This window comes from Streptomyces sp. NPDC052107 (assembly GCF_040680215.1).
Lineage (GTDB): Bacteria > Actinomycetota > Actinomycetes > Streptomycetales > Streptomycetaceae > Streptomyces.
Window position 1 is genome coordinate 33488 of record NZ_JBFAWG010000048.1, and the last position, 26424, is coordinate 59911.

Below are 26424 nucleotides of genomic sequence, written 5' to 3' on the forward strand. Positions count from 1 at the left end.
TCCCGTCACCCTCACACGCCCGACAGGTCGATCCGGAACATGCCGCGGCCGTGCGTGGCGCATACCAGCGTCTCGTCCATCCAGAACAGCTGGTCGACCGAGCAGTTGGTCGGCCCCTCGTTCGTCGGCGACCAGTTCTGCCCGGCGTCCTCACTGGCGAACAGCCCGATCTCCGTGCCGCAGTAGACGAATTCTGGCCGACGCGGGTGGAACGCCAGCGACCTGAACGGGACGTCGGGCAGCTGGGCGGAGAGGTCCTGCCAGCTGCCGCCGCCGTCGTGCGTCACCCACAGGTTGTCCGGCGCGAAGCCGCCGAAGGTGACGTACGCGGTGTCCGGGTCCGTCGGGTGCGGCGCGATGCACGTGCAGAACCGCTGCGGGTTCAGCCGCTGCTGCCCGGTCGCCCCGACCCGGTCCCAGGCTGGCGTCGGCGCGGTGCCGTTCGCCGTACGGAAGAGTTTGCCGTCGTCGTGTCCCACCCAGATGACGTCCGAGTCGGTGGATGGCACCGCGATCGCGCTGATCGGCCGGCCTGCGCTCGGCTTGATCTGCCGCCAACTAGGCCCGGATGTAGGCGTATTGGTCTCCTTCACGTTGTCCGTCCGCCAGAGCGAGAGGCCGCCGGCGAGCATCCGGTCCGGGACACTCGGGTCGAGCAAGAACGGCGCGATGAACAGGGCCTGTTGGTTCATGGCGTCGGGGATCCGGAACGGCACGGGTTTCCAGTCCCAGTCCTGCTTCTGGTCGTTGAAGAACTGGCCGGTGATGTAGCGGTCGCCGTTCGTGTCATCGCTGCTGCCGCCGTCGGTGTTGCGGTGGATGCCCAGGAAGACGTACTCCCCGTAGAAGACCTTGGGATCGACTGGGTCTGCCGCGCACCAGCCGCCGTCGCCACCGAAGATCTGCCGCCAGTCCTCGGTGCCGCGGGCCGGGTCGAAGCAGATGGTGCCGTTGTCCTGGGCACCGCCGATGATGCGCCCGGTGCCGGTGTGCCCGGCTCCGCCGTAGAACTGGGTGACCCCGTAGTTGTTGTCCAGCTCCGTCCAGCCCTTCACGAACGGCGTTTGCGGCTCCACACCCACCTTGGTCAGGTCTGCCGCCATGAAGACGCCGCCGTCGTTGCCGAAGTACACCGTCCGGTTGTGCTTGCCGTAGCCCGGGTGCGAGACGATCGCGTGGTGGTCGGCGTGCACGGACCGCGGATCGAACCAGGTGCTGATCTCGGCCAGGTGCTCGCCGCCGTCGGTGCTGCGCCAGAGGTTGATGCCCCCGACGACGACCAGGTTCTCGTCGTCCGGATCGCCGGCCCACACCGCGTTGCCGTACCAGCCCTGGTCGCCCAGGTAGTCCGCGATACGGCCGTCCGCGTCCAGGGTTCCCGTGACCTTGTACGTCAGCCCGCCGTCCGTGGACCGCCAGATGCGGCCGCTGGTCATCTGGACCGAGGCGTAGACGACGGTGGGATCCTTGGCCGCGTAGGCGAGTTCGATCCGGCCCGACCAGGGGCCCGCGCCATGGCCGGCCCTCTGCCAGGTGCGCCCGCCGTCCTGACTCGCCCAGGCCGCGCCCGCGTCCAGGGCGCCGGCCACCGCCCGGTCTCCGTCGTGCGGGTCGAACAGCACGATGCCGAGCGGGTTGTCCAGGACCTTGGTCCAGGTCGACCGGGCCGGGTCGGCGCTGCGGAACAGCCCGGTCTCCGTCGCCGCGAGGACCACCTCCCCGGTGGGCGAGACCGCGATCCGGGTGACGGCCTGGAAGTCGTCCGTCTGCGTGGCCGTGATCGGCTTCCAGGAGGCACCGTCGGTGGTGCGGAAGACGCCGTTACCGCGCAGGGCGTCCGAGTTGCTGAAGCCCTCGCCGGTGCCGGCGTAAATCATGTTTGGATCCGAGGGGTCCATGGCCAGGCTGGAGCAGGCCAGATTGCCCAGGAAGTCGTCGACGGGCGCCCACTGCTTACCGGCGTCCTGGCTGTGCCACACTCCGCCGCCGACACTCGCGGCCCACATCTTCTCGGGCTGCTCGGGGTGGATGACGATACCCCGGGTGCGGCCTCCGATGTTCCCCGGACCGAGCCACTCCCAGTGGGTGAGCGCCATGCCCGCGGTTGGTGACGGCCCGCGGGCACGGGTGCCGGGGGCCTGGCCGGTCGGTACGCCCGCGGTGATGGGACCGGACGCGGTGTCTCTGTTCTCGAGAACGGAACGGAGCCGGTCGATGGCCCTGCCGCGGGCGTGCACGGGGATGGCGCCGTCGTCGCCGCGCTCCTGCTTCAGTCGGTACGCGCGCCGGGCGTTGGGCAGATCTGGGTAGTTGAGGCGGCGCAGAGCCCGGCGTACAGCACCTTCGGAGAGGGTCTCGAGTGTCTCGTTCGTCGTGCCCCGGCTTCTGCGGAGCTGTTGTACCTGTTCGACGGTGATGTTCTTGCTCTGGGCCAGCTGTTCGTCCGAGAGGGCCATGACACCTTCTGGAAGTGGTGAGGCCACGCACGCCCAAACCGCCTCGGCGGGCGAGGTGCACGGGGTATTGCGAATGGGGAACGAGCATGTCGCTCGGGACGGCGGACGACGGCCGTACTGCTGGGGCTCCGTTCACGAGCCCGGAGTTCACCTCCATGGTCTCGCGCTCGCCGGGGGCCCGCAACGGGAGCGGCGTCGCCGGCGTGGTGGGCCGGCAGGGGCAGGAGTTTTGGAGGTGTCACGGCGGCTGAAGGTCGCTCCGGACACGGTCCGCACCTGGCGAAGGGGCTTCCTCGACCGCGGTCTGGACGGCTTGTCCGACGAGCCCAGGCCGGGTGTCCCCAGGAAGATCTCGGATGCCGATGTGGAACGGGTCATCGTCAAGACGTTGGAAGGGAAACCGGCGAACGCCACGCACTGGTCGACCCGTTCAATGGCAGCGGCGACCGGGATGTCCCAGTCGGCCATCTCAAGGATCTGGCGTGCCTTCGCCCTGGCCCCGCACCGCTGCGAGACGTTCAAACTGTCCACAGACCCGCTGTTCATCGACAAGGCCCGCGATGTGGTCGGCCTCCACCTCGACCCCCCGGAGAAGGCCCTGGTGCTGTGTGTGGACGAGAAGTCCCAGATCCAAGCCCTGGACCGTTCGCAGCCGGTCCTGCCGATAATGCTTGGCGTTCCTGAACGCCGCAGCCACGATACCTCCGCGCCGGCACCACCACCCTCTTCGCAGCCCTGGAAGTCGCCAGCGGCAAGGTGATCGGCTCGATCCACCGCAGGCACCGGGCCGCCGAGTTCAGAAAGTTCCTGGCCAAGCTCGACAAGGAGGTCCCCGCAGACCTCGACGTGCATCTGATCCTGGACAACTACGCCACGCACAAGACACCCGCCATCAAGCAGTGGCTGCTGGCACCGCCCCGCTTCCATCTGCACTTCACACCCACCGGCTCATCGTGGCTGAACCTGGTGGAGCGATGGTTCGGCGAACTGACCAGCAAGAAACGCCGCCGCGGTGTCCACCGCTCCGTCCAGGCCCTTGAACGCGACATCAGGGCATGGGTCGCCGACTGGAACGACAACCCCCGGCCCTTCGCCTGGACGAAGACCGCCGACGAGATCCTCGGCTAGGTCGCCGCCTACTGCCAGAGAATCTCTGACTCAGGTCACTAGGTTCTTCACGGTCACGCGGCTGCGGACGGCCGAGTTGCGGGGCCTGACAGGGGTGTTTCCATAGAAGGAGGTGCCCGCGGGCCTCCGTGCCGAGAGTCGTTCTCGGAAGGAGAGCGCACGATGACGAAGATCGTCCGACACCCGCCCGGCAAGGAGCGTCCGCGCAACGCGCCCATGGCCACTCTGGGTATAAGACGGGCGGGGATGCGGGTCCGACGCCTCCTGATCGGTTACTGGCACACCCTGACGATCCGTCTGGAGGCCCGCCGCGAGACCACCCGCCCCAGGAAGTGGCGCAGATGGATCTCCTACGCCAACGTGAACAGGCTCATCTGGGGCATCGCCGTACTTGCGGTCCTCGCTTGGTGCGGGGAGGGCCTGTACATCCTGATCTCGGGCGAGTCGACCGGCTTCGAGGACCTGCGGAAGAACGGAGGATTCGACGCCTTCCTCCGCTTCGTCGGTCCAGTGCTCACCGCTTCAATCGCCGCCACGCTCTTCCTGTTCTGGTGGTACCGCTGGACCAGGCGGCGTTACCTCACGAAGGCCCGCAAAGACCCCGGTGGACTGGTACTCACGGCCGGGCCGGAGACCGCCGAGATCGTGGGCCGCGAGGAGATCGCCCAGGTCATCGCCCAACGGCTGCGCGAGCGCAACACCCGGCGGCCCTATCTGCTCGTCGGCGGGGTCGGCGTCGGGAAGACCGCCGTCCTGGTGCGGCTCACCGAACTGCTGGCCCGGCAGCGCGCCGTGCCTGTGCCGGTCCGGCTGCGGGAAGTGGCCGACGGGACCGACCTCAACTTCGAACTCCTGGGCAAGCGGCGCTTCGCCGACGAGGCGCCCCAGGGCATCCTGGCCCGCTCCAAGAACGATCGGGTCTGGCAGCAACTGCTCGCCGACGACAAGGCGGTCGTCATCGCCGACGGCCTGGAAGAGGCACTTCTCGACGACAAACTCCAGCAGAACCGCGACAACATCATCCGCCGGGCCATCGAGCGCGCCCACGAGGAGAAGCTGCCGCTGGTCATCGCCTCCCGACCGCACAGTCCGCTGGAGAGCACCGCCGCCGCGATCGTGGAACTGGAACCGCTGAGCGAGGAGGAGGCACTGCGCTTCGTCGAAGCACACGTACCGGAGACGGACGAGCGCCGCGTGGACTGGATCGTGGAGACGGCGGAGGTGACCGAGTCGCCGATCTACCTGCAGATCGCCCGCGAACTGCACCAGCACGGCCTTCTGGAGCGCGACCGGCCGCGCGAGGACAAGGATCGCCTGGACACGCGCAGTCGCGACCGCGGCACGCTCCGGCTGTGGCTGATGGAGACGTGGGACACGGCGCTGGGCGAGGGCCAACTGCGCGAGGATGTCCCACTGTCCCCGCCGGAGCGCAAGGACACCATCGAGGTGGTCTCGGCCCTTGCCTGCATTGGACTGCTCCAGGACAAGCTGGAGGTGTCCTTCGAGGATCTGCTCGACCGTGACGCCCATCCCGGTCCGGTGCGGATCACGCAGGCCCGGATGGAGCACCTGTGGACCAACAGCCGTCGTCGCTTCGACAAGTACGGTAAAAATGCGAAGGCGTTCTCCGAGTGGCACCGGGAGCAGATCTGGGACGCGCTGTGCGACCGGCTCAGCAAGAAGGAGGCCAAGGGCCTGCGGGGCGGGAACATGGCCCAGTGCAACGCCGTGCTCGCCCGCTTCGCGAACAACGCGGACAAGCTCAAGCTGGTGGAGGGTTTCGAGCGAAAGATCCGTTTCCCGCACAGCATCATCCAGGCCTACCTCGGCTACCGCATGCTCGACCACCTCAAGGAGAACGGCGCCGGAGAACTCACCGAGCAGGCACTCCAACCGCCCGGTCCCAGCCGTGAGTTGCTCATCGCCTTGGTGTTCCTGTCCCGCCGCCGGGCCGCACAGCTCATGGACAAGGGCGGCAGCCTCCTAACCGAGGTGAAGAAGTGGAAGGACGACCGGGTGCGGCGGGCACCCGTTGGCGGGCGCACCCTGGCCCACCGGCTCCTCGCGGCCGCGAACCGGCGACCGGACGACCCGAAGGTCCTCGATCTCTACGCGGCCGCCCTGGAGATCGAAAGTGTGGAAGACAACCCGAGACTGCTGGGCGACATCGTCTCCGCGGTGCAAGGCCGCTGGAACCGCGTCAAGGGGGATCGGCGCACTCTCGAGGACGCCAAGCTGAGACTGCTCCAGCAGATCGGCGCGGCGCTGCGGACGGCCGACAAGAAGATCGACACCTCGCCGCTGTACTGGCGCCTCTTCCAAATCGGCAAGGCGGAGCCCTCCTACTCCATCCGGCTGGCCGCCGCCCAGGAGTTCGGCACCGGCGGCAACGCGGCCTTCGCCGTGATCCGCGAGCGGATAGTAGGCGGTCTGCACACCGACCCGTTGAGGCAGTACGACAACGAGATCAAGAAGCTGAAGGCCGAGAAGAGGCGGCAGTGCGACGCATGGGCCCACAAGATGAGGAAGGAGAGGTCCGCTCCCAGACCCTCGCAGGCCGTGCTGGCCGAGATCGAGACGCTGCAACGCGAACGGGAGAAGTTCAACCGGCAGTACCAGCAACAACGGCTCGAATTGTTCCGGGAGTTCGTGATGCGGGCCTGGATGCTGCCCATGCTCCTGGGCTCCGTCGACGACGCCCACCGGGGCGAGGCCCGGGAACGCCTCGACAAGTGGCTGCGCCACCTCGACCCGACATTCACTCGCGGCGCCCCCGACCTGCCGCTCGCTCTGGAGGCCGCGCTGGCCCAGGGCTTCAAGTACGCGGCCAACCGGCGCCAACGCCATCCGGACGCGTATCCGGGTGGCCGCGCCGACCTGATCCGGCAGGCGGAGACCGTGCTGCAGCAGTCCCGGTGCTGGTACACGCAGCTCTGTCTCCTCCAGGCGCTGTGCCTGTGGGAGCTCCCGGACAGTGTCAGCCGCTACGACGACCGCGACGGTTCACGCGAGCCGCCCCGGGCGATCGGCGGGACGACCGCCGTCCAGACCGTGGAGCGCTGGCTGTCGATGGCGGGCACGGTCAACAGGGTGCCCGGCCTACCCGGCCTGAACGGCGACTCGCCCAGGCGGCAGCTGCATCCGTTCGTCGCCGAAGCGGGCGACCTGGTGGCCCTCGCCCTCGAGACCGGACAGCCCGAGCGCTTCCTCTGGGTCGACGAGAAGGGCGTCACTGACAACATCGGCTCCCGCAACGGCAACCCCGGGGCGTACCGCAAGCACAACCTGTGGATCCCGCCCGCGGCCGGCTGGAGCACCCTCGACGGACGCGCCCAACGCCTCGTCGCCGACGTGCTGGTCATGCTGAACCTCATCGAACGCGACGGGCTCCCAGAAGGCGTTGAGGAGCGCCTGACCCGCGCCGAGCAGCCCGGCATGCAGCTCCCCCCGTGCATCCGAACCAACCGGGAGCCCCTGCGGCCCGACATGCCGGCCGGAACCGCGGCCCCACCCACACCGGGCTCGGCCTGTCTGCCCGACTGCAAGTTCCAGCTCTGCCCGTACCCGCCCCGCGGCAGCCTCCCCAGGAGCGAGGTCCGCGAGCCGTTCTGCCGCCAGCAGCAGGCCCTGCTGCCTGGACCGTGGAAGCGGCATCTGCCCAGGGGCCTGCGCAGGAAGACACCGCAGTGGGTCGGCATGCGCGTCCGGGAACTGGACCGGTTTTGGGACGCGATGGCCGCGCGGACCCGGGACTAGTAGGGCTTGGTCAGGTCGGTTGTGGTGATGCGTGTCCTGCGGGCCCGGTGTGGCGTTGAGTGTGCGTGACGTCGCGTTCGTCCTCGACGCTTACTCCCGTCGGATCGTGGGCTGGCAGGTTGCGAATCACATGCGCACGGACCTGCCGCTGGACGCACTGGAGATGGCCCTGTGGCGGCAGAAGATCAAGAAGGACGCCGACCTCATCCATCATTCCGACCGCGGGGTCCCAATACGTGTCCATTCGCTACACGGAACGACTGGCGGAGGTTGGAGCCGCGGCATCGGTCGGCTCGGTCGCAGACTCGTACGATAACGCGATGGCCGAGGCCCTGAACGGCACGTTCAAGGCCGAACTGATCGACCACCAGGGCCCGTTGCGGGACTTCGACGAGGTCGAGCGGGCCATCTTCCAGTGGGTCGCGTGGTACAACGGCGAACGACTCCACTCCGCCCTGGGCTACGTCCCACCCGACGAGTACGAGCAGGCGTACTGGACGACTCTGGAGGAAGCCCCGCGGACCGCTTGATCACACGATCGCGGACTCCACGAAACTCGGGTCAGCTCAACCACCACGGCCCGATTCAACGGAGCCAGGCATACGTGGCCGCGGCGACCGACCTCGGAGCGGAGTACCGCCTTCCCGCCGGACATTTGAAGATGCAGGTGAGGCCAATGGTTCCTAGCCTGGAATGTGAGTGACGCCCGCCGGTAGCTGTTAGTTCAGAAGAGCAAACGCACTGCGCGAGTGGGGCAGCATCACTTCTTCCGATGCGAGTGAGCGTCCGCAGCGTTCGACGGCGACCTACTAAGGGGCGTCGTCGACTCGTCAACGTCTGTGTGAGTGTGACTGCGGAATTTGATCGAAAGACAACTACGTGCGCACCGTCCGGATCGGGTAAGGGAGCGTGAGGAGATGTCTGACAAGCAACCTAACGTGGACCTGGTCCTCGAAGGCGGGGGTGTTAAGGGCATCGGGCTTCTGGGGGCGGTGCTCGTTTTGGCCGAGCACGGATATCGGTTCCCACGGATCGCTGGGACGAGCGCCGGAGCCATTGTGGGCGCGCTTGTCGCTGCCTACCAGAAGGCGGGCAAGGACCTACACGACCTGGTCGGCGTGATGAAGGACTTGCAATACAGCCGCTTCGCTGACAGCCCGCTCCCCGGCCCCTTGGGCAGGTGCTTGACGGATGGCGTCGAGTTGCTGCTGCACGAAGGCGCTCACTCCGGCCAATACCTGACCGACTGGCTCGGTCCACAACTGGAGGCGGCGGGAGTTCGCACTTTCGCCGATCTCGCTATTTCCCCAGAGGACGACATGGGCAGCTCGCTCGCGGAGTACCAGCGCTACTCCTTGGTGGTGCACGCCAGTGACCTGTCCCGCCGCGTCCTGGTACGACTTCCTTGGGACTATGAGCAGTACGGCAAACAACCCCGCGAACAGCGGGTAGTAGACGCTGTCCGAGCGTCGATGTCGATCCCCCTTTACTTCCAGCCTGTGCAGGTCGAAACCGGCAACGGCACCGCCACCTGGGTGGACGGCGGACTGTTGTCCAACTTCCCGATCACCGCCTTCGACCGCACTGACGGCCTGCCGGCACGGTGGCCCAGCTGGGGCGTGAAGCTTTCCAGCAGGCCGACGCTCGATACGCCAGACCGGCCAGTACGCACCGCGCTGCAGATCGCCACCGCCTGCGTGGAGACCCGTACGGGCGACTGGAACCGCTACCACCTCCACGACGAAGGCGTCGACCAGCGCACCATCTACGTTGACACGATGGGTGTCTCATCGACGGACTTCGGCCTGTCTACAGACACCCGCAATCAGCTGCTCGACAACGGCCGACAGGCAGCGACTGCATTCTTGGACCGTCAAAAGACTCCAGGCCACACCTGGGAGGTGATCAGGTCAGTGGCCCAAGCCTGAGCACGGCCCTGCGGCGGTTGACACTCAACGAAGGCGCCGCGCAAGTGGACCACGCTCCAGCTCCCGCTCCAGCCGCTCCATGTGGGCCGGCCCCAGCCGCGGGCGACCCGGCGATCCCTTCGACAGCACTCCTGCCTGACCCCGCTCACGCCAGGACTTCCGCCACCGCTCCACCGACCGCTGCGACACCCGCAGTGCGGCGGCGATGTCCTTGCCCTTCTCCCCGTGCTCGAAGCGTTCCACGGCCCGAAGCCGGACTCGCTCCCGCGCGGCTGTCCCGGCGTTGGTCAACCCTCCGCCTTGCGCGTATCTCACCCAGCCAGAACTACCGGAGCCGACCGTCAAATTTCAGGCAGAAGCCCCGACATCACTCAATGAGCCTTCGCCATCTTCGAACGTGCTGGTCGGAGGGGCTGGCGTGACGCTCGGTCGGGGTGCTCGTGCTGGTCGCGGGCGGGAGTCTGCGGTCTTGATCGTCTGACCGGGCGGGCCGGGACGGTTTTGCTGGTTCCTCCGTGGCGACGGCCCGTCGCCGCCTACGATCCGGTTCCATGGTGGAGTCCAAGATCGCGGAACGGATCGCGGCGCGACGCGCGGAACTGGACGAGCTGGAAGATGAGTTGGCCAAGCAGCCGGAGAAGGTGCGGGCCGAGCGTGGCGAACTCGACGTCGCCGAACGGGTTTGGCACCGGATGGCCGAACAGCTCGCCGTGGAAACGGCGGCGGCTGTGCCGCCGACGACGCAGGTGGCGGCCCGTGCGGTGCTGCTGGTCCCGCACCGTGGGGCCGACGTGGACCAGGACGCGCTGCCGCCGGAGTACCAGCACATCCTCGCCATCGTGCGCGATGCGGGCGGGCGGTCACGGTCAAGCAGGTCGGCGAGGTTCTCGAGTTGGAGGTGGCGGTGCGGGGCAAGCTGGAGCCGCTGCGCGGGACGCTGTCCAAGCTTGCCGGGCGGGGCTGGCTGCGCAAACTGCCCGACGACCGCTTCACCGCGCACCTGTGATCAGCCCGGCCGTCGCCGCGAGGGACGACCCGAGGCGTAACCATGGTGCACCCGGGCGCCGTTGAGATTGTGTGACGAAAATCGACGAGCCCGCCGAGGGCGCGTCTCCCTTGTCTACCAGTGCAAGCTGAACGTGTCCACGGGCACCATCGTCTACCTCGCGGACCTGCTGCGTTGCCACCCGAAGGCGATCGGCTCCCCGTTTAGGTCGTTGCCGCCGGGCCGGATTGCGGTGCTCGTGCTGGCGATGCTGCGGCACGACCAGCGCCTGCTCGACCTGGCCGGCGGCAGCGGCGTGCCCGAGTCGACCCTGCGGCGCTGGCGCGACGAGATGATCAGCCTGCTCGCCGCCCGCGCCCCCCGCGCCTGGACCGCGCGCTTCGCACGATAGCCAGGCGGGGCGGGGAGGCCGTGCTCATCGACGGCACCTTGATCCCCACCCAGTGCCGCACCGGGGCGGAAAACCGGCCCAACTACTCCGGCAAGCACCACCGCCACGGCCTGCACTTCCACTGGCGATCAGTTCATCTTGCAGGCTGAGAATGCATCAGCCCTGCTCTCCCGGCAGCCAAGGGCGACGCACCCCCGTTCGGGGCAATCACCGCCGGTACGTGGCTGGATACGGACCATGGGCCCATGGGACTTGGCCGGTGGATTCGAGGAAAGGTACCGGGGCGATACCCGGAGTGGTACCGCGAGCGGCGCTCTTGGGAACTCGGTGAGGACGCCCGCGCCACGGTCTGCAAACTCCGGGCCCTGGTCAGCGAGCGTAAGCGCGCGGTGCAGGCTTCCGGCAGGCCGGACGGCCAGGCGATTCTGGGCGCGGCCGACGAGGAGCTCGACTGCGCGGAGAAGACCCTGACCTTCGACGAGCATCGCCGGGCGCCGTTCGGGTCTCATGTCACTGCGGCACAGGTTCACTTGAACACCGCACGCCTGCTCTGGTTGAAGTCGTTCCTCTCGTCCCCCGACGAGGTGGCTCCCTATCTTCCGGGACTCCTTGCCGTGGTCAGAGAACACCTGGCCCGCGACGACCCACGCAGGGTTGCCACAGAAATCGTGATGGAGAAGTACGCCCGCCGACGACTCATCGACGAGACGGAACTGGTCGTCGTCCTCGAAGCCGTGGATGTCGCGCACAGCGTGGCCTTGCGTGAGAAGCTCCGTGCGGGCAGTTTCGTGCGCATCGTCTGTGGGGTGGCCGCCTTTCTGTTCTTCCTGGCGGCAGCGGTGGCAGTACTGACCGCCTTCTTTCCAGACGCCGTTCCGTTGTGCTTCACTCCCCCACGGCAGAGTGCTCCGAATTCGAAGGTTCCCTATCTGATCGTCTGCCCCACGGGCAGCCAGGGCTCGCCCCACTCCACCGAACTCGACCAGAACTTCGCCGCTGTCACGTCATGGGGCGACTACCTCGTAGTGGAAATCGTCGGCCTGGTCGCCGCCGGAGTCGCGGCCGCGTCAGCGCTGCGAAAAATCAGGGGTACGTCGACTTCCTACCCGGTGCCGGTCGCCCTCGCGGCACTGAAGATCCCCGCGGGTGCCCTCACAGCCGTGCTCGGCCTTCTCCTCATGCGGGGCGGCTTCGTGCCGGGGCTTACCGCGCTGGATTCCTCGGCCCAGATCATCGCCTGGGCCGTCATCTTCGGATACTCCCAGGAACTCTTCACCAAATGGGTCGACCGGCAGGGTCAAAGGGTTCTGGAGTCGGTACGTGGCCCCTTGGACCCCCCGGCCCCCGTCGGCCGCACCACCGTCGTCCCCGCAGCAGGGCCTGCACCCCGCGCCGGATCAGCAAGGGCCCGTGCAGCCGACGAGGAGGCCGAAGGCTGATCACTCGGTCAGAAGGGGTACGCGGAGCCTGTCCCAGGACTTCTTGCCCGGAGTGCCGTCTGCGTCCGGGCCCGAGAATCCCAGCTTGCGCTGCCACTTGGCGTAGGACTTTTGGTCGTTTGGGCTCCACTTATCGTCGGGCCCGTCGCTGTAGGCCGAGCAATTCTCCGCGATGAGGCGGTAGCCCATGGCCTCGATGATCGGGCTTTCCGTGCCAAGGGCGAAGAAGGCGGCACCCGGGAAGGGCTGGTACTCGCCGGACGACTCCGGCGCGGAGACGCGGACCCGCTGCCCCATCCGAATCACGTCCGGATTGGTGATCTCCGGATTCCACTGCAGAATCTGGTCCAGCGTCAGACCGTACATGGCGGCAATCTTGGTCAGGTTGTCGCCCTTCTTTACTACGTAGAACTCCGTTGTCATCTCACTCATATGGCCTACCCTAACAAGCCCCTGACAATGCGCAAATTCAGAGTCATTTGCCGTTTCAGCTATTTACGCATCAACTGCTTGCGTCTCGGGCGGGCCGGATATCGAGTTGCATGATGCCGGATCCTGTTCCGGTCCCCACTTCCTCTGCGCCCACCGAGGATCCGAATACGCCGACGTGCGAGAGACTTTCGAAAACCACGGTGAGATCGTGATCTACGGTCGGGAGACGTAAGAATGGGCATGGCGGTCATTCCGGCACCTGCAGTGGGAGGTAGTGCGTGATGACGCAGGACGGCGAGGTGAGACTGCATCTGCAGCTCACCCTGGACGGATTGTGCCCGGTCGTGTTCCGAGAGCTGACCGAACCCCGGGAAATGGCCCGCTGGTGGGGCCCGGATGGGTTCACCATCCCGAGTGTGGAGAGCGACCTCCGCCCAGGTGGTACCTACCGGATCGCGATGCAGCCCCCAGAAGGCGACCCGTTCTACCTGGAGGGCGAATTCATCGAGGTCGAGCCCCCGGTACGCCTGTCGTACACCTTCCGCTGGGAGGATCCCGACCCCGAGGACCAGGAGACGGTGGTGACGCTGTCGCTGCACGACATCGACGCCGCACGGTCCGAGCTGGTCCTCGACCAGGGCGACTTCGCCACGGAGCGGCGGCGGGCTTTCCACAAGGAAGGCTGGAGTCAGAGCCTCGGCAAGCTCGGGGAACTGCTCGCGTCACAATTGGATTGATCACTGAGCCTCTTCCAACCTGGCAGTGATGAATTGGGAGTTGGACAGCACAACGATGAAGTTCCTGGTAGACGGGCTCTCGACCAAGATCACCCGTGCCACAGGAGCTTCCGTGCTTGACTACCCGTCGTCCATAGGCCTGTCCTGTCGCTCCCTGCGGTACCTCGCCGGGCAACTTGTCGTCCGGCGACGGGAGGTCGGTACCCGGTAGTGGCGGCTCGCGGCCAGGCGGCAGGCCTTGCCCGTCCTGGCCCATCTGCGGTGCGATGACACCTACGCCCAGCTCAGCGCTGCATTCGGCATCGGGATCGCGACCGTCTACCGCTACATCCGCGAAGCCGATTGACCGACCTTTATGCGCCGGCATGGTCAGGAGCAGGGCTCAGGAGAGCTGTGACGGCCTGCAAGGCGGCGGCAGGACGGGCAGCAGTTCCCACAGCGGCCTCGAGCCCGCGGCCCACGACGCCGGTACGTGGCGGTCGACGAGTCAGTCGCTGCTGCCGGGCGAGGACGCGGCCGGGCTGGGTGATCCTTCCGTTGGTCACCATCACCACGACATCACCCTTGTGGACCGGGCGTCCTGTCCCGTTGAGCACCTGCAGTTCCGGGGTGCCCACCGGCGTGCCCTGGGCGCCGTTGCGGCGGTGTTTGCACTGGATCACCCAGCGCCGCCCGAGCGGGTCGGTGGCCTTCACATCCGCTCCGAGGTCGCCTCGTCCGCCGACCTGGATGGCATCGCTGCAGCCGTCCCGGTGCATCAGGTCACGGACTGCGTGCTCGAACTGGCGGTGGGACAGTGCATCCAGCTGTGTCAGTTGATAGCGCAGGGCCTGTGCTCGGGCCCGTTCCTGCTCCGCGTGCTGGGTCCGCTGCTGCCACCACCAGGTTCCGCCCAGGACCGCGAGGACGGCCGCGATAAGCAGCAGCCACCAGTGTGCGAGGAGCCAGTTGACCACCATCACCGTGATCACGATTGCTGCCGCGGCGGCCAGGATGGCGGCTTGCGTATCCTGCTGGCTGCGTCGCCGGCTGGTGGTCCGGCGCTTGGCCGGTGGGCGCCGGGTCATCGCTCAGCTCCCAGGGTGGAGAAGTCGATCGGGTACGAGACCGTTGGCTGAGGTGTCGGCTTCCTCGGCTCGGGGGCATCGAACTTGATCGGGTACGACACGGTGGGGCGTGGCTCGACGTCCCTTGAGGTGCTGCCGGCGTGGTGGTCGAAGCGGATCGGGTAGGTCACCGACGGTTGGCGCGGCGCGCTGTCCGTTCCGTTCGCCGTCGAGGCGTGGCCGATGCCGAACACGGCCAGGCCGAAGAGAGCGAAGATGGTCATCTCCCGGCGCGCCCCTGGCGCCCATCGGGAGTGTCCGCGTACTGGCGTCCCGTCGGACCGCACGTACGGCCGGACAAACGGCATGTGGTCCTCCCCCAGTGATCGTGTCTTCCCCGCAATCACTGACATGCTGGCGGCGGGAACTGACAACGGATCACGAACCGATCGCTCAACTCGCCCTGTGTAGCGAGTAGTTCAGGACATGACGGGACATGCGACCGTGGTTGAGTGCTTGGTTCCGGGGCGCCTGGGATGCTGGCCGCGCCTGCCGGCGATCCTCCCCGCGTGCGGCTGCCGAAGGCGCGCCTCACCTGGGCAGTCGGGCCATGCCTGGATCCGCGCGCACTCGCTCAGAGCACGGTTGCGGACCGGTCACTGGTCCAGGCGCCGGAGATGGATCCGGCCAATTCCATGAAGCAGCGTCCAAAAGCGGCGCCTGCGGCGAACCGATCATGCCGCGAGGGCAGGCAGAAGACGGCTCCTCAGACGTTTGGATCACAGGCCGAGCTCGTCCAGTGCTGCGCGCCGCTGCGGGCTGAGGCCGGAGCGGCGGCGGCGCAGGTTGCTCAGCCACTGTCCCAGCCGTACCTGTTCGCCGTCGATCTGCTCGATGTGCCTCTGGGGAACATTGAGATGGCCCTCTCGTTCACGGAAGGCACGTGCGGCGGCCAGTGCGCGCTCAAAGGCGCGCTGCCGTGCCGGCAGCGGAGAATTCTTGGCGCGGGAGGCGGGCGTGTCCGGCAGGTCGAGTCCTAGATTCTTCAGGAGACGGCGCTGCTCGAGGTGAAGATCGTCGGCGCGCTGCCCTTGGGTGGTGAGCCACTCCCCCGCCGGTGAGGCGGCCGCGTTCTGTTCTGTCTGCCGGCGGGCCGTGTGGTAGGCCCGCTGCCAGGTGATCGGCCAGGGCGGGTTCCACCATGGGTCCAGGGCGGTGAGGGCGGCGGTGCGCTGGGCGGTGAGGGTGTGGGCGCGGGTGCGCTGGGTGGCCAGCCAGCGGCCGAGGGGGAACTCGTCGTGGAGGTAGTCGACCGGGACGGCGAGGTGGCCGTTGTGGGCGGCGTAGGCGGCGGCGTGGGCCAGTCCCCGCTCGAAGGCCTGCTGGCGGGGGTCCCAGATGATGCCGAGGCGTTCGAGGGCCTGGGCGCGGGCTTCGCCGAGGGCGCCGCTGGTGTGCAGGTGGCGCTGCCAGGTGAGCCAGCGGCCCAGGGGGTAGCCGGTGGTGTCTTCGTAGGTCTGGGGGACGTCGAGGTGGTGGTGGGTGTGGTGGTAGCGGCGGGCGGCTTTCAGGCCGCGGCGCCATTCGGCGCTCTTGGGGGCCAGGACCCGCAGGGAGAGGGCGAGGGCGACTTCTTCGGCCTGGGTGGGGCGGTCGAAGTGCAGCCAGGCGTCGGGGTCCTCGCCGGGCATGGTGGGGCGGTGGGTGCGGGGGTCGGCGAGGCGTGCTTCGAGGCGGTCGTCGTGGGCGCGCAGGGCCTGGATGGTGTGCCAGAGCGGGGTGTAGGCGTCGGCGCCGAGGAGGTCGTCGGGGTCTTCGCCGGGGGTGAGGTAGACGGGGACGACGAGGGTGGCTTTCTTGCCGGCGCCGGGTTGCTGGCGCAGGGCGCGGCCGACGGCTTGGACGGTGTCGACGGGGCTGTTCTTGGGGTCGGCGAAGACGACGGCGTCGATGGCGGGCACGTCGATGCCTTCTCCCAGGACGCGGGCGTTGGACAGGACGGCCGGGGTGTGGGGGTCGGTGTGGGAGGCGAACTCGAGCAGGAGGCGGCGGCGGACCTGGGGGGTGTGGTGGCCGCTGATCCAGTCCGCCCACAGCCCGTCGGGCCGAAAGGAGGCGGGCAGGGTGGCGGCGGTTTCGTGCAGGGTGGTGGCGAAGGCGCGGGCGTCGGCGACGCGGTGGTGGAAGGTGAGGATGCGGCGCAATCGGTGGTCGTGGATGGCGCGCAGGGCGGCGACCTGGCGACCGGCCAGGCGCAGTCCGTCGACGCCGGCGCCGGGGCCGGTGGCGAGCCAGTCGCGCAGGTCTTCGTCGGTCACGACGGGGACGAGGATCTGGTAATCGGCGAGCAGGCCGAGGTCGATGGCGTCGGAGAGGGTCAGCCTGTAGGCGATAGGGCCGAACAGGCTCTCGTCGTCCATGGAGGCCACCGCTTCCGCGGCGTCGTCCTGGGCGTCGTCGGGGTCCCAGATGCGGGGGGTGGCGGTCAGGTAGAGGCGGCGGGCGGCCGGGATCTGGTCGTCGTGGTGGACGGCGGCCCAGGCCTTGCCGAGACGGCCAGCGGTGCGGTGTGCCTCGTCGACGACCACCAAATCCCAGGGGGGCAGGTGGTGGTCGCGGTGGGCGGCGACCACGGCGGGCAGGGAGGCGTAGGTGGCGTATGCGGTGACCGCGACGGGGCGGGGCGTGCAGGTGAGGGCGGTGAGCTCGGCGGGGTCGGTAGTGAGGGGGGTATCGGCGCCGAGCGGCTCGTGGTCGAGGGCCTGGCGAGCCGAGCACACCGCGATGGAGGCGCCTTTGCGTCCGGCGGCACGCCAGGAGCGGATCGTCTGCGACAGCAGGTCCAGCGTCGGCAGGAGCACCAGGACCCGCCCGCTGGGGGCGATACGGGCGGTGCTGCGGGCGGCGATCAGGGTTTTGCCCGTGCCGCAGGCTGCGATCACGCTCGCGCGGGCGTGGTCGCGGAGCGTGGCGACGGTGGCAGCGACGGCTTCCTTTTGGTGGGGCCGTAGCTCGATGTCGGGGGCCATGGAGGTGTAGCGCTCCGTGGGGGTCGGCTGGGTGCTCCAGGAGGGCGGGGCGGGAGCTCCGCTCTCCTGGAGTGCAGGTTATTCGGCTGCTTCGGTCAGGTGGGCGAGGGTGGAGCCGGTGGGGCCTTTTCGGACGTGCAGGCGCTGGGTGATGCGGCGGCGTAGTTCGGGGACGTGGCTGATGACGCCGACGGTGCGGTCGTGGGCGCGGAGGGAGTCCAGGACGTCGAGGACGTTGTGGAGGGTGTCGTCGTCGAGGGTGCCGAAACCTTCGTCGATGAAGAGGGTGTCCAGGGGGTTGCCGCCGGCTTCGTGGGTGACGACGTCGGCTAGGCCGAGGGCGAGGGACAGGGAGGCGAAGAAGGATTCGCCGCCGGAGAGGGTGTCGGTCTTGCGGGGGCGGCCAGTCCAGGAGTCGGTGATTTCCAGGCCGAGGCCGGAGCGGGCGCCGTGGGCGGCTTGGTGGTCGGAGTGGCGGAGGGTGTAGCGGCCTTCGGACATCAGGCTCAGGCGGGTGTTGGCAGCGGTGACGACTTGTTCGAGGCGGGCGGCCAGGACGTAGGCCTCCAGTTGCATGCGGACCCGGGTGCCGGATGCGTTGCCGGTGGCCAGGTCGGCGAGGTGGCGGGCGGTGGTGTGGGCCTGCTCCAGAGCCTCCAGGCGCTCGACGACGTCGGCCAGGGTGGTGGTCAGGTCGGTGAGCTGGGTGGTGCGGGCCCGGGCGGTGCTGGCGGTGGTGACCGCTTGTGCGTGCTGGTCGTCTGCGGCGGCGCGCAGGGCTGCCGCAGCTTCGACGTCGGCGGCGGGCTGTGCGGCTGCCTCTTGCAGGAGGGGGTCGTCGAGGACAGCTTGGTGGGAGGCGCGGGCCTCGCGCCACTGGTTGATCTCTTCCTCGAGGTCGCCCAGGTCCTGCTCGCTGAGCAAGGCCTGTTCAGCGGCGGCGAGTGTGTCGAAGCCCTGGGATGTGGCGGCGTCGGTGGCCTCGCTGGTGCTGGTGTGCAGGGCTTGGGTGGCGGTGGCCGCGGCGCGGGATGCCTCGGCTGCCTGCTCGAGGTGGTCGGCGATGCGGGTGAGGTCGTCGATGCGGGCCGCGAGGGTGGGGGCGGTACCGCGGGCGGCGTGGAGCTTTTCGGTGAGCTCTCCTTGCCGCTGGGACAGAGTGTCGTAGCTGGCGTTGCGGGCGGACAGGCCGGCGGTGGCGACACTGTCCTGCTCGGTCATGGTGATGTGTTCGCGGTCCAGCGCGAGAAGTTCCTCCTCAACGGTCCTGCGGTCGGCGGCACGCTTGAGAGAGTTGGCCAGCTGAGCGGCGAGTGTCTCGTGTTCGGTCTTGAGGCTGGCCAGAGGGGTGTCGCCGGCTTCGCCGGTGGCACCGGCGGCGTTCTCGCGAAGCTGCTGCAGCTCGACCGCGATCGCGTCGCACTGTTCCTGGGCGCGCTGGTGGGTCTCCTCGGCGGCTTGTTCGTCCTCGCGGGTGGGATGCCCGTCGGGAGCCTGGGCGGGAGCCGGGTGGGAGCATGAGCCACAGACCGGGCACGGTGCGCCGTCGGTGAGGCTCGCGGCGAGTTCGGCGGCCATGCCCTCGGTGCGTCGGCGTCGGATGCCGATGTGGGCCTCGGCGGCCTGTTCGGTTTCTTTTCGCGCGGCGGCCAGGCGCTGCTCGGTGGTGGTGATCTGCGCCAGGTGGGCGTCGCGGCGTTCGGCGGCCGCCACGCGGCCGTTGAGGATCTCCAGCTGGGCCTGGTGGCGGCGGCTTTGTTCCTCGGCCTCGCGGGCGGCCTCCCGGCGGGTCTCCAGGGTGGCGCGCTGGGTGGTCTCCTGCTCGAGCCAGTCGCGGGCGGTGCGCTGCTGGACGGTGAAGTCCTGCCGCTCGGCGTCGATGCGCTTCAGGTCGGCTGTGAGTTGGTGGAGGGTGGCTTCCTCAGGAAGCAGGGTTTTTAGCACGGCGATGTCGTCGCGCATGCGTTGCCCGGCCGTGGCGAGGTCGGCGGCTTGAAGCGTGGCGTGCTCGGGGAGCAGCCGGGTGCGGGAGGCGCTTTCGCTGTCCTGGGCGCGGGTGTGGTCGGCGCGGGCGGTGCTGACGGCGTGCAGCAGCGGTGCCAGCTGCTGGGCGCGGCGGGCCTGTTCCCGGCGCCGGCCGAGGGCTTCTTGGTGGGGGGTCTGCTCGTCCAGCTGGTCCAGTTGTTCACGGGCGGTGGCGTAGGTGGTTTGCCGCCTGTGCAGTTCGCGGGCGGTGGCTTCCCTCTCCTGGTGGGTGAGCTGGTTCTTCTTTGCCGTCTCGGCGTGGGCCTGGGCTGCGAGGGCGTCGGCCTGGCTGGCCTGGATGAGGTCCTTGGCCCAGGTCAGGGCGGGGCCGGTCAGGGCGTGCGCGGTATCGGGGGTGGGGGCGTCGTACTGGGATTTCAGGTCCGGGCCGGCGGCTTGGTGGGTGCGGGCCGCCAGGTGCAGCACTTCGTCGCGGGCGGCGTCGCGGTTCTTCTGGGTGGTGCGGCTGTGGTCGTTCAGCCAGCGTTCGATGAAGGCGTATCGGTCGGTGTGGAAGAGCTTGCCGAGGAGCTCGCGGCGCTTGCCCGCATCGGCGTAGAGGAACTTGGTGAACTCGTTCTGGGGCAGGAGGACCACTTGGCAGAACTGGGTCCGGCTCATGCCGAGGAGGTCTTTGATCTCCTTGCCGGCTTCCTGGTGGGATTTGCTGGAGGGTTCCCAGTGGCCCTGGCCGAGGGAGTCGGTTGTCCACCGGCTGAGCCGGGTTTCTGCTTTCTGGTCGGTGTCGCCCGTGCCGTTCTTCTTGGGGCGCTTTTGCTGGGGGACGCGGTCGATGAGCAGCCGGTGGCCGGCGATGGTGACGTCCAAGGTGACCTGAGTCAGCAGGCTGGCCGGGGCGTGGTGGCTGCGCAGCATCAGGTCGCGGTCGACCGGGGGTTCGCCGTACAGGGCGAAGCAGATGGCGGTGAACAGGGTGCTTTTGCCGGCGCCGGTGTCGCCGTGCAGCAGGAACAGACCGTCGGCGGACAGTGCGTCGAAGTCGACGGTGTGGGTGCCGGCGAAGGGGCCGAATGCCTGCAGGGTGAGGTGGTGCAGGCGCATCAGACGGTTTCCTTCTGCAGTTCGTTCAGGCGGGCGGCGTCGACAGCCTTTTGGAGCAGGGCGTGTTCGTCGGGGGTAGGGGCGGTGCCGCGCATGTCGGTGATGAAGTCGTTGGCGATGTCGAGTTCGCTGCGGCCGCGGAGGCGTTCGGTGTAGGTGGGGGTGTCGGTGGCCTGGGCGGGGATGAAGGCCCGCTGGTGCTTGAGGCTGAGCGTGTGGGGGAAGCGACGGCGCAGCCGGGCCATGGCCTCGAAGGGCAGGGCCGGGTCGGTGAGTGTGACCTCGAGCCAGGCGTCCTTCAGCGGTTCGTGAGCGGGGTGGGTGAGGAGGTCTGCGAGGAGGCCTTCGATGCGTTTCAGGCGGTGGGGGGTCGGGCAGGGCAGACGCCTCAGGGTGGGGGCCGTGCCGGAGGAGGTGAGGTCCACCAGGGTGAAGGACTTGGTGTGGGTGGCCTCGGAGAAGGAGTAGGCCAGCGGGGAGCCGCTGTAGTGGACTCGGTCGGTGACCTTCTGGGGGCCGTGGAGGTGGCCGAGGGCGACGTAGTCGATGCCGTCGAAGACATCGGAGCCGACGTGGGCGACACCGCCGACGCTGAGGTCGCGTTCGCTGTCGGACTCCTCTACCTGCTGTTCCTCGCTGTGTCCGGTGCTGGGGGTGACGAAGGCGTGGGCGATGACCACCGACCGGGTCCCGGCCGGCTGGTTGTTGGCGAGGTCAGCGTGAATCTTGTCCAGGGCGGCGGTGAGCACCGCGTGGTGGGAGGTGGCCTCCGCCTCCAGCTGGGTGCGGACCATCGACGGCTCGAGGTAGGGGATGCCGTACACGGCGACGGGGCCGTCGGCGTCGTTGAGGAGGACCGGGGTATCGCAGGTGGCCGGGTCGGTGCGCAGATGGATCCCGGCGCGGGCGAAGAGGCCGGATCCGACACCGAGCCGGTGGGCCGAGTCGTGGTTTCCGCTGATCATGATGATCGGCACGTCGAGGTCGGCGAGCTGGTGCAGGGCGCGGTTGAATAGGCGCACAGCGTCCAGACTGGGGATGGCCCGGTCGTAGATGTCGCCGGCTATGAGGATGGCGTCGGCGTCCTCGGTGCGGGCTGTGCCGACCAGGTGGTCGAGGAAGGCGCGCTGAGCGGGCAGAAGGTCTTCTCCGTGGAACCGGCGGCCCAGGTGCCAGTCCGAAGTGTGCAGAAACCGCATGAGCACAGACCGTAACTGCTGAGGTTGTGGCTACGTGCGGTTTTCCCGATAAACAGTCTCTTATCAGGGGTGGCGGGGGCCGGTGAGGAGGAGCTGTCCTGCGGTGCTCGCCTCCCTGCGGGCACGGTTCTGCTTGCAGGGTGATTGTCAGTGGTAGGAGGCAAGATAAGCAGTGGGGGGAAGGAGGATGTGATGTCATCACCACGTTCTGCCAGCACTGTACGCATCGTGGCGCCCGGCGGGTGCCGGTGGTGCGGGATCGAAGCGCGTGGTCATGCGCGGCAATGGAATGCCGAGGTCGGCTGGCATGCCTGGGCGGCACCGACGGTCGAGCAGCGTAAGGAACGCATGCTGCAGCGGCGTGCACAAGACAAGGATGTCAGCAGGCGAGGGCCTGCACCTCGGTGAAGATGTCGCGTAGTTGGGTGGGGACTTCCTCGGCGGTGGTGAGCATCGATACCAGGCCGTAGAGCATGTCGGCCTTGCCGTTGGGGCTCTTCTCCGTTGCCTGTTCTTTGATCATGTAGAGGATGCGGTCGCTGAATTTGCTGCCGCGGTGGGCGGCGAAGTCGTCGGCGTCCCACAACTGCTCCTGACGGGGCCAGTGGGCATTGGCGGCCGCGGCCCACTGCGCGTCGGTGAAGAGCTCTTCCAGTTCGTTATAACCCTCGCTTTCGCCAACGTAGGCGACCTGCGTGGTCAGGTCGAGGCCGGCTTTGATGAGTTTTTCGTTCTTGAAGTGCTTGTTGGTGCGGCTGTCTGCGTCGACCATGAGCATGACGGTGCGGTCGTGCTTGACGAGGTATCCGGCCAGGTGAAGGGCGCCTTCGTTGTTGTCGCATGCCCACAGGGCGATGCCGGCCGCTTGCAGGGACAGCCCCTGGGAGAGCCGGAAGAGCAGCGGCACGCTTTGCTGCTCGGTGGGTCCTTCGACGGCCAGGAAGCAGCGTTCGTGCAGCAGGACGGAGTTGCGCAGTCCGACAGCGGCCGCGATCTGTCCGAGGTGGAAGTCGATGCCGTCGTGGGTGTCGTCTTGGAGGCGTTCGACGAGGGTGCGGCCGTTAGGACCGAGCTTGAGGTGGACGACGTCGGCGATGTCGACGCCGTCGATGAGGTTCATCGAGTGCGTGGCGACCATGACGTTGACGTGTGGCAGGGCGCACTGCTTGCGGATGATGTCCATCACCGTACGCTGGTGGCGGTAGTCCAGGTGGGTGTCGGGCTCGTCGTAGACGACGATGGTCTGGGTCGGTTCCTGTTCGTCCTGCTCCGCTGCCGCTGCGAGTTCGTTGTTCTCCAGGAGGTTGCTGGTCCATTCCCACACCGCAAGCGCGATGCGGCGGGTGCTGCCCTGGCCGGAGCGTGTGAGATCGACCGGCTCGCCGTCAGCCTTGGAGACCTCCAGCGGAGCACGCTTGAAGCCGCCCTTGAAGGAGACTTCCGGCTTGACCTCCACTCCGACGAACTCGGTGCAGTGCTGGCGGATGTGCTGGCACAGGGAGTCGGCTTCCTTCTCTAGGCGCTGTGTGATCTCCGCTTCGATCTCCCGCACACGCCCCTGCAGCGTCTCATCCTGAAGGTAGGTCTCATAGCAGCTGTTCAGGGCGGTGCGGACAGCATCGTCGGGGCTTTCGTCCCGGCCTCCGAAGGCCAACAGCCGCGGCAGGCGCTCCTCAAGCTGCTTCGGCAACGGCTGCCACTGCTCGGTCTGCGGCAAGGTCTTGGCGTGTGCGGTAAGCGCGGCCAGCAAATCGTCTTTCAGGGCGCCCGACGGAGTCAGACCGAACTCACGGACCAAGTCCGCCAGATCCTTCCTCAGCAACCGTCCCAGCCCGTGAAGACGACTGTCGGTTGGCACCAAACCGTAGTACTCCCAGCAAGCAGCCTCACCGGCGCGGGAGCGGCGACGGATGCGCAGCTCGGAAGGCAACTCGCTGGCAGCCTGCTCCGCCGCGTCCAAGGTGAAGTCGCCCTCTATCCAAGTTTCCGCGCAGCGCTGCCCTTTGAGGTCCTCGCCCTGCTCGTAGGTGCGGTCCTCATCCGTCAGACGATGCTCGCCCAGCAGGAAGGCCAGCGCCGCAAGGACAGCACTCTTCCCGCCGTCATTCCGACCGGCGAGAATCGTCGGGCTGCCGAGCGGGATGTCCTTGACATGCGTCAGAGAACGGAAGCCGCACGCGGAGAAGCGGTTGAGGTGCACAGTTGAGCTGCTCCGTATCTCCCTGTTCCGGCACCGGACAGGGGTGTGACATGCGGGTGAGACTGCTGAGCCGTCAGCGCAGACAGTCATACTAGAGGGACACAGAGCAACAGCTGGGCGTTTTCCGTCAGTTGCTTCCCATCAGCTGCGCACCCGCCCGTTGTCCCGCCCGACGAACGGGACGCCCGGTCCTGGCGACCGTTGCGAGCAGCGATGGCCTCGGGCCTACGCGCTCCCGCCTATAGCCAGGCAACCGCGGGACGGAGCGGCGGAGTGCACAGATGGGGCACCGCACACGCGTCCATCCGCCTCCAGGGGGCAGTTGGAACGTCCGTCAGGCGCTGACAGGAACTCGGTGCAGTACGTGGGGTTTTCACCAATGCATGGGCCTGACACCATTTCCTGTCCTGGGTTCTGTCGCCTTGGTGGGGGTGTTTGCGTGACGTCGGTGCAGAACAACGACCAGCGGTTGCTCGACCGGATTCTGGAAGACCAGCACCGCAAGCTAGCGCCGGAGAAGGGCAGGGACGACTTCTTCACGTTCTTCGCTGCCGACAAGGCCCTGCAGGACTGGGATCTCGACAACGACGAGATCATGGACGGCATCGTGGACGGAGCGCACGATTGCGGCATCGACGGCATCTGGACCTTCGTGGACGAGCGCTACATCACTGCCGATGCGCATCAGTTCCTGCCCTCACGTGCTGGCAAGATCGAGCTGGTGATCCTGCAAGCGAAGAACACTTCGGGCTACCAGGAAACCGTGATCGAGAAGCTGCACTTCCACCTGCCGACGCTGCTGGACATGAGCCGGGACGAGGAGGAGCTGGTTGACCACACCAACGCCAAACTCCTGGACCGCACCCGGCGCTTCCTGCACATCCTCGAGGAGCTGGCGTCCTCATTCCCGCACGTACGTATCAAGGTGATCTACGCCAGCAAAGCCGCCGAGACCCCGCACCCCAACGTGAAGTCCAAGGGCGACCGACTGCGCCGGGAACTCGCAAAGATCACCTCCGACGCCGCAGCCGAGGTGGAGTATCTCAACGCTGCGGACCTACGTGAGCGCACCGCCCGCGGTGCCAAAGCAGTCGCACAGCTGGTGTTCAACGAGACGCCGATGAGCACGTCGCTCGGTGAGGGGTACGTGTGCCTGGCACGCCTGGATGAGTACTACCGCTTCATTACCTCCGACAACGAGGCGCTACGGCTGGAGCTGTTCGAGTCGAACGTACGCGACTATGCAGGTTCCACTGCGGTGAACAACGCCATCGGGGAGACCCTCAAGTCCGGCACGGGTGAGGACTTCTGGTGGTTCAACAACGGCGTCACGGTCGTCGCAGACGCCGCCCAGATCGCCGGCAAGAGGATCGTCATCAGGGAGCCGCAGATCGTCAACGGGCTGCAGACCAGTCACGAGATCTACAACTACTTCCAGGACGGCGGCCAGCACCGCGACCGCTCCCTCCTGGTCAAGATCGTGGTAGCACCAGAGTCCGGTACAGCGCGTGACCGGATCATCCGGGCCACCAACAGCCAAACCCAGCTGCCCGCCGGCGCCCTACGCGCTACCGAATCCATCCAAAAGGACATCGAGGAGAGCCTCACCCAGGCCGGCGGCTACTACTACGAACGCCGCGCCAGCTACTACCGTAACCTCGGCTTCCCACTCGACCGAGTCGTCAGCATGGCCCGCCTGGCAAAAGAGTTCACCGCCTTCGCCCTGCGCGAGCCGCACACCGCGCTGCGGCACTCCGACGCGCTACTCCTCGACGATCAGCACTACGCCCAGATCTTCTCCCCGCGCCACGACCTGGACATCTACCGCCTCTGCCTCGACGTCCACACCCGCCTGCGCACCTTCCTCACCCAGTACGCCGAAGACCGGCCGCTGCTGGGCGAGACACTCGAGAACTGGCTCTATCCGCTGGCTGCCATCTCCGCCTACACCCTCACACGCCTCCGCCAGCCCAGTCTGCGGGACCTCCTTGGCATCGACCTCGACCACCTCAACGACGACCTGATGGCCCGCATGACCGGCACCCTTGAACAGAACTTCAAAAGCGCCCTGCGTCATAGCAAAGCCGGCGGCGTCGACCGCATCGCTCGAACCCCCGACTTCACTACCAAACTCCGCCAGGCCGTGGTCGCCCAAAGCCGCTACCACATCGAGCACTGACTGATCTCGGTGTCGCTGCGGACACGCGAACGCCGCCAAGCAGCTCAGCCCGTGGTGCAGGTGTAGGGGACGGCTGCAGACGCCGACGGAATGCGAACCCGCGGATGAGGACGAACAGGCCCGCTCGGGTCTCATCAGTCGTCGCGCGGAGGGCTCAGGTGCCTTGCTGCTGTCCCACGGCTACCGCCTTGGTGGCGGCGGCCCAGTACTCGGGTCGGCAGTCGCTGGCAGCACCAGCTCGATGTCCAACTGCCCCAAGTCGGGCCGTATGTCGTTCAAACCGCTATAAACTCCCGCTGCACTTGCTTCACTCCAAGACCCCGTTGCTGATCTCTCATTTCGAGGGGTGGGTGAGGAGGCGGGATAAGTGGGTGGTGCGGGTGCGCTCGGGGCGGTGGCCTTGCTTCCAGG

The 26424-nt window shown here is 67.6% G+C and carries 14 protein-coding genes and 6 pseudogenes; 9 read left to right on the plus strand and 11 right to left on the minus strand.

Annotated features, from left to right (window positions below):
- Window positions 1-11: 11 nt before the first annotated feature.
- Window positions 12-2456, minus strand: a complete 2445-nt coding sequence (locus AB0M27_RS33020) for a hypothetical protein (RefSeq protein WP_365727232.1) — start codon at window positions 2454-2456, stop codon at window positions 12-14.
- 232 nt (window positions 2457-2688) lie between these two features.
- On the opposite strand from AB0M27_RS33020, the pseudogene AB0M27_RS33025 reads away from it, so the two are divergent.
- The 4 genes and pseudogenes from AB0M27_RS33025 to AB0M27_RS33040 form a co-directional block, all read left to right on the plus strand.
- Window positions 2689-3584: pseudogene (locus tag AB0M27_RS33025) on the plus strand (IS630 family transposase); the annotation flags it as partial.
- 162 nt (window positions 3585-3746) lie between these two features.
- The gene (locus AB0M27_RS33030) at window positions 3747-7340 is read left to right on the plus strand and encodes an NACHT domain-containing protein (RefSeq protein ID WP_365727235.1); all 3594 of its coding nucleotides are present in this window, start codon (window positions 3747-3749) and stop codon (window positions 7338-7340) included.
- 70 nt (window positions 7341-7410) lie between these two features.
- Window positions 7411-7870 (plus strand): annotated as a pseudogene (locus tag AB0M27_RS33035) (IS3 family transposase); the annotation flags it as partial.
- A 387-nt stretch (window positions 7871-8257) separates the two neighbouring features.
- Window positions 8258-9268, plus strand: a complete 1011-nt coding sequence (locus tag AB0M27_RS33040; RefSeq protein WP_365727237.1) for a patatin-like phospholipase family protein — start codon at window positions 8258-8260, stop codon at window positions 9266-9268.
- 24 nt (window positions 9269-9292) lie between these two features.
- Here the strand turns inward: AB0M27_RS33040 and AB0M27_RS33045 are convergent, their stop codons facing one another.
- Both AB0M27_RS33045 and AB0M27_RS33050 read right to left on the minus strand, forming a co-directional pair.
- Window positions 9293-9583, minus strand: coding sequence for a helix-turn-helix domain-containing protein (locus AB0M27_RS33045; protein WP_365727239.1), 291 nt, complete (start codon window positions 9581-9583; stop codon window positions 9293-9295).
- 221 nt (window positions 9584-9804) lie between these two features.
- On the minus strand, window positions 9805-10095 hold the full coding sequence (locus AB0M27_RS33050) for a hypothetical protein (protein ID WP_365727242.1): 291 nt from the start codon (window positions 10093-10095) through the stop codon (window positions 9805-9807).
- Between the two features lie 312 nt (window positions 10096-10407).
- Here AB0M27_RS33050 and AB0M27_RS33055 point away from each other — a divergent pair, with 312 nt between their 5' ends.
- Together AB0M27_RS33055 and AB0M27_RS33060 are read left to right on the plus strand one after the other, a co-directional pair.
- Entirely contained in the window at window positions 10408-10665 is a 258-nt protein-coding gene (locus tag AB0M27_RS33055) for a hypothetical protein (RefSeq protein ID WP_365727243.1), read from the plus strand.
- A gap of 245 nt (window positions 10666-10910) precedes the next feature.
- Window positions 10911-12104: a hypothetical protein gene (locus AB0M27_RS33060; protein WP_365727245.1), complete on the plus strand. Its 1194-nt coding sequence runs from the start codon at window positions 10911-10913 to the stop codon at window positions 12102-12104.
- Here the strand turns inward: AB0M27_RS33060 and AB0M27_RS33065 are convergent.
- Window positions 12105-12356 (minus strand): annotated as a pseudogene (locus AB0M27_RS33065) (peptidoglycan-binding protein); the annotation flags it as partial.
- Between the two features lie 36 nt (window positions 12357-12392).
- A pseudogene (locus AB0M27_RS33070) lies at window positions 12393-12536 on the minus strand (LysM domain-containing protein); the annotation flags it as partial.
- Between the two features lie 281 nt (window positions 12537-12817).
- On the opposite strand from AB0M27_RS33070, the gene AB0M27_RS33075 reads away from it, so the two are divergent.
- Entirely contained in the window at window positions 12818-13273 is a 456-nt protein-coding gene (locus AB0M27_RS33075) for an SRPBCC domain-containing protein (RefSeq protein WP_365727246.1), read from the plus strand.
- A 112-nt stretch (window positions 13274-13385) separates the two neighbouring features.
- Window positions 13386-13613 (plus strand): annotated as a pseudogene (locus AB0M27_RS33080) (transposase family protein); the annotation flags it as partial.
- A 42-nt stretch (window positions 13614-13655) separates the two neighbouring features.
- Here the strand turns inward: AB0M27_RS33080 and AB0M27_RS33085 are convergent.
- From AB0M27_RS33085 to AB0M27_RS33110, 6 genes and pseudogenes are all read right to left on the minus strand, one after another.
- Window positions 13656-14340 (minus strand): annotated as a pseudogene (locus AB0M27_RS33085) (restriction endonuclease).
- On the minus strand, window positions 14337-14603 hold the full coding sequence (locus tag AB0M27_RS33090; protein ID WP_365727248.1) for a hypothetical protein: 267 nt from the start codon (window positions 14601-14603) through the stop codon (window positions 14337-14339). The pseudogene AB0M27_RS33085 and the gene AB0M27_RS33090 overlap by 4 nt, the downstream one beginning before the upstream one ends.
- 495 nt (window positions 14604-15098) lie before the next feature.
- Window positions 15099-17348 carry a Helicase associated domain protein gene (locus tag AB0M27_RS33095; protein ID WP_365727250.1) on the minus strand — a complete coding sequence of 750 codons (2250 nt, stop codon included), beginning with the start codon at window positions 17346-17348 and terminating at the stop codon, window positions 15099-15101.
- 78 nt (window positions 17349-17426) lie between these two features.
- Entirely contained in the window at window positions 17427-20435 is a 3009-nt protein-coding gene (locus tag AB0M27_RS33100; protein WP_365727251.1) for an SMC family ATPase, read from the minus strand.
- Window positions 20435-21634: an exonuclease SbcCD subunit D gene (locus tag AB0M27_RS33105; RefSeq protein WP_365727253.1), complete on the minus strand. Its 1200-nt coding sequence runs from the start codon at window positions 21632-21634 to the stop codon at window positions 20435-20437. The genes AB0M27_RS33100 and AB0M27_RS33105 overlap by 1 nt, the downstream gene beginning before the upstream one ends.
- Before the next feature lie 379 nt (window positions 21635-22013).
- Complete coding sequence (locus tag AB0M27_RS33110; RefSeq protein WP_365727255.1) at window positions 22014-23834, minus strand: AAA family ATPase; 1821 nt, start codon at window positions 23832-23834, stop codon at window positions 22014-22016.
- A 439-nt stretch (window positions 23835-24273) separates the two neighbouring features.
- Here AB0M27_RS33110 and AB0M27_RS33115 point away from each other — a divergent pair, with 439 nt between their 5' ends.
- On the plus strand, window positions 24274-26013 hold the full coding sequence (locus tag AB0M27_RS33115; RefSeq protein WP_365727257.1) for an AIPR family protein: 1740 nt from the start codon (window positions 24274-24276) through the stop codon (window positions 26011-26013).
- Window positions 26014-26424 lie beyond the last annotated feature (411 nt).

Excerpts from the sequence above, each read along its gene's own strand:
- AB0M27_RS33105 (WP_365727253.1), bottom strand. The coding sequence starts at position 21,634 with ATGCGGTTTCTGCACACTTCGGACTGGCACCTGGGCCGCCGGTTCCAC.
- AB0M27_RS33060 (WP_365727245.1), top strand. The coding sequence starts at position 10,911 with ATGGGACTTGGCCGGTGGATTCGAGGAAAGGTACCGGGGCGATACCCG.
- AB0M27_RS33030 (WP_365727235.1), top strand. The coding sequence starts at position 3,747 with ATGACGAAGATCGTCCGACACCCGCCCGGCAAGGAGCGTCCGCGCAAC.
- AB0M27_RS33100 (WP_365727251.1), bottom strand. The coding sequence starts at position 20,435 with ATGCGCCTGCACCACCTCACCCTGCAGGCATTCGGCCCCTTCGCCGGC.
- AB0M27_RS33095 (WP_365727250.1), bottom strand. The coding sequence starts at position 17,348 with ATGGCCCCCGACATCGAGCTACGGCCCCACCAAAAGGAAGCCGTCGCT.
- AB0M27_RS33075 (WP_365727246.1), top strand. The coding sequence starts at position 12,818 with ATGACGCAGGACGGCGAGGTGAGACTGCATCTGCAGCTCACCCTGGAC.
- AB0M27_RS33090 (WP_365727248.1), bottom strand. The coding sequence starts at position 14,603 with ATGACCATCTTCGCTCTCTTCGGCCTGGCCGTGTTCGGCATCGGCCAC.
- AB0M27_RS33020 (WP_365727232.1), bottom strand. The coding sequence starts at position 2,456 with ATGGCCCTCTCGGACGAACAGCTGGCCCAGAGCAAGAACATCACCGTC.
- AB0M27_RS33040 (WP_365727237.1), top strand. The coding sequence starts at position 8,258 with ATGTCTGACAAGCAACCTAACGTGGACCTGGTCCTCGAAGGCGGGGGT.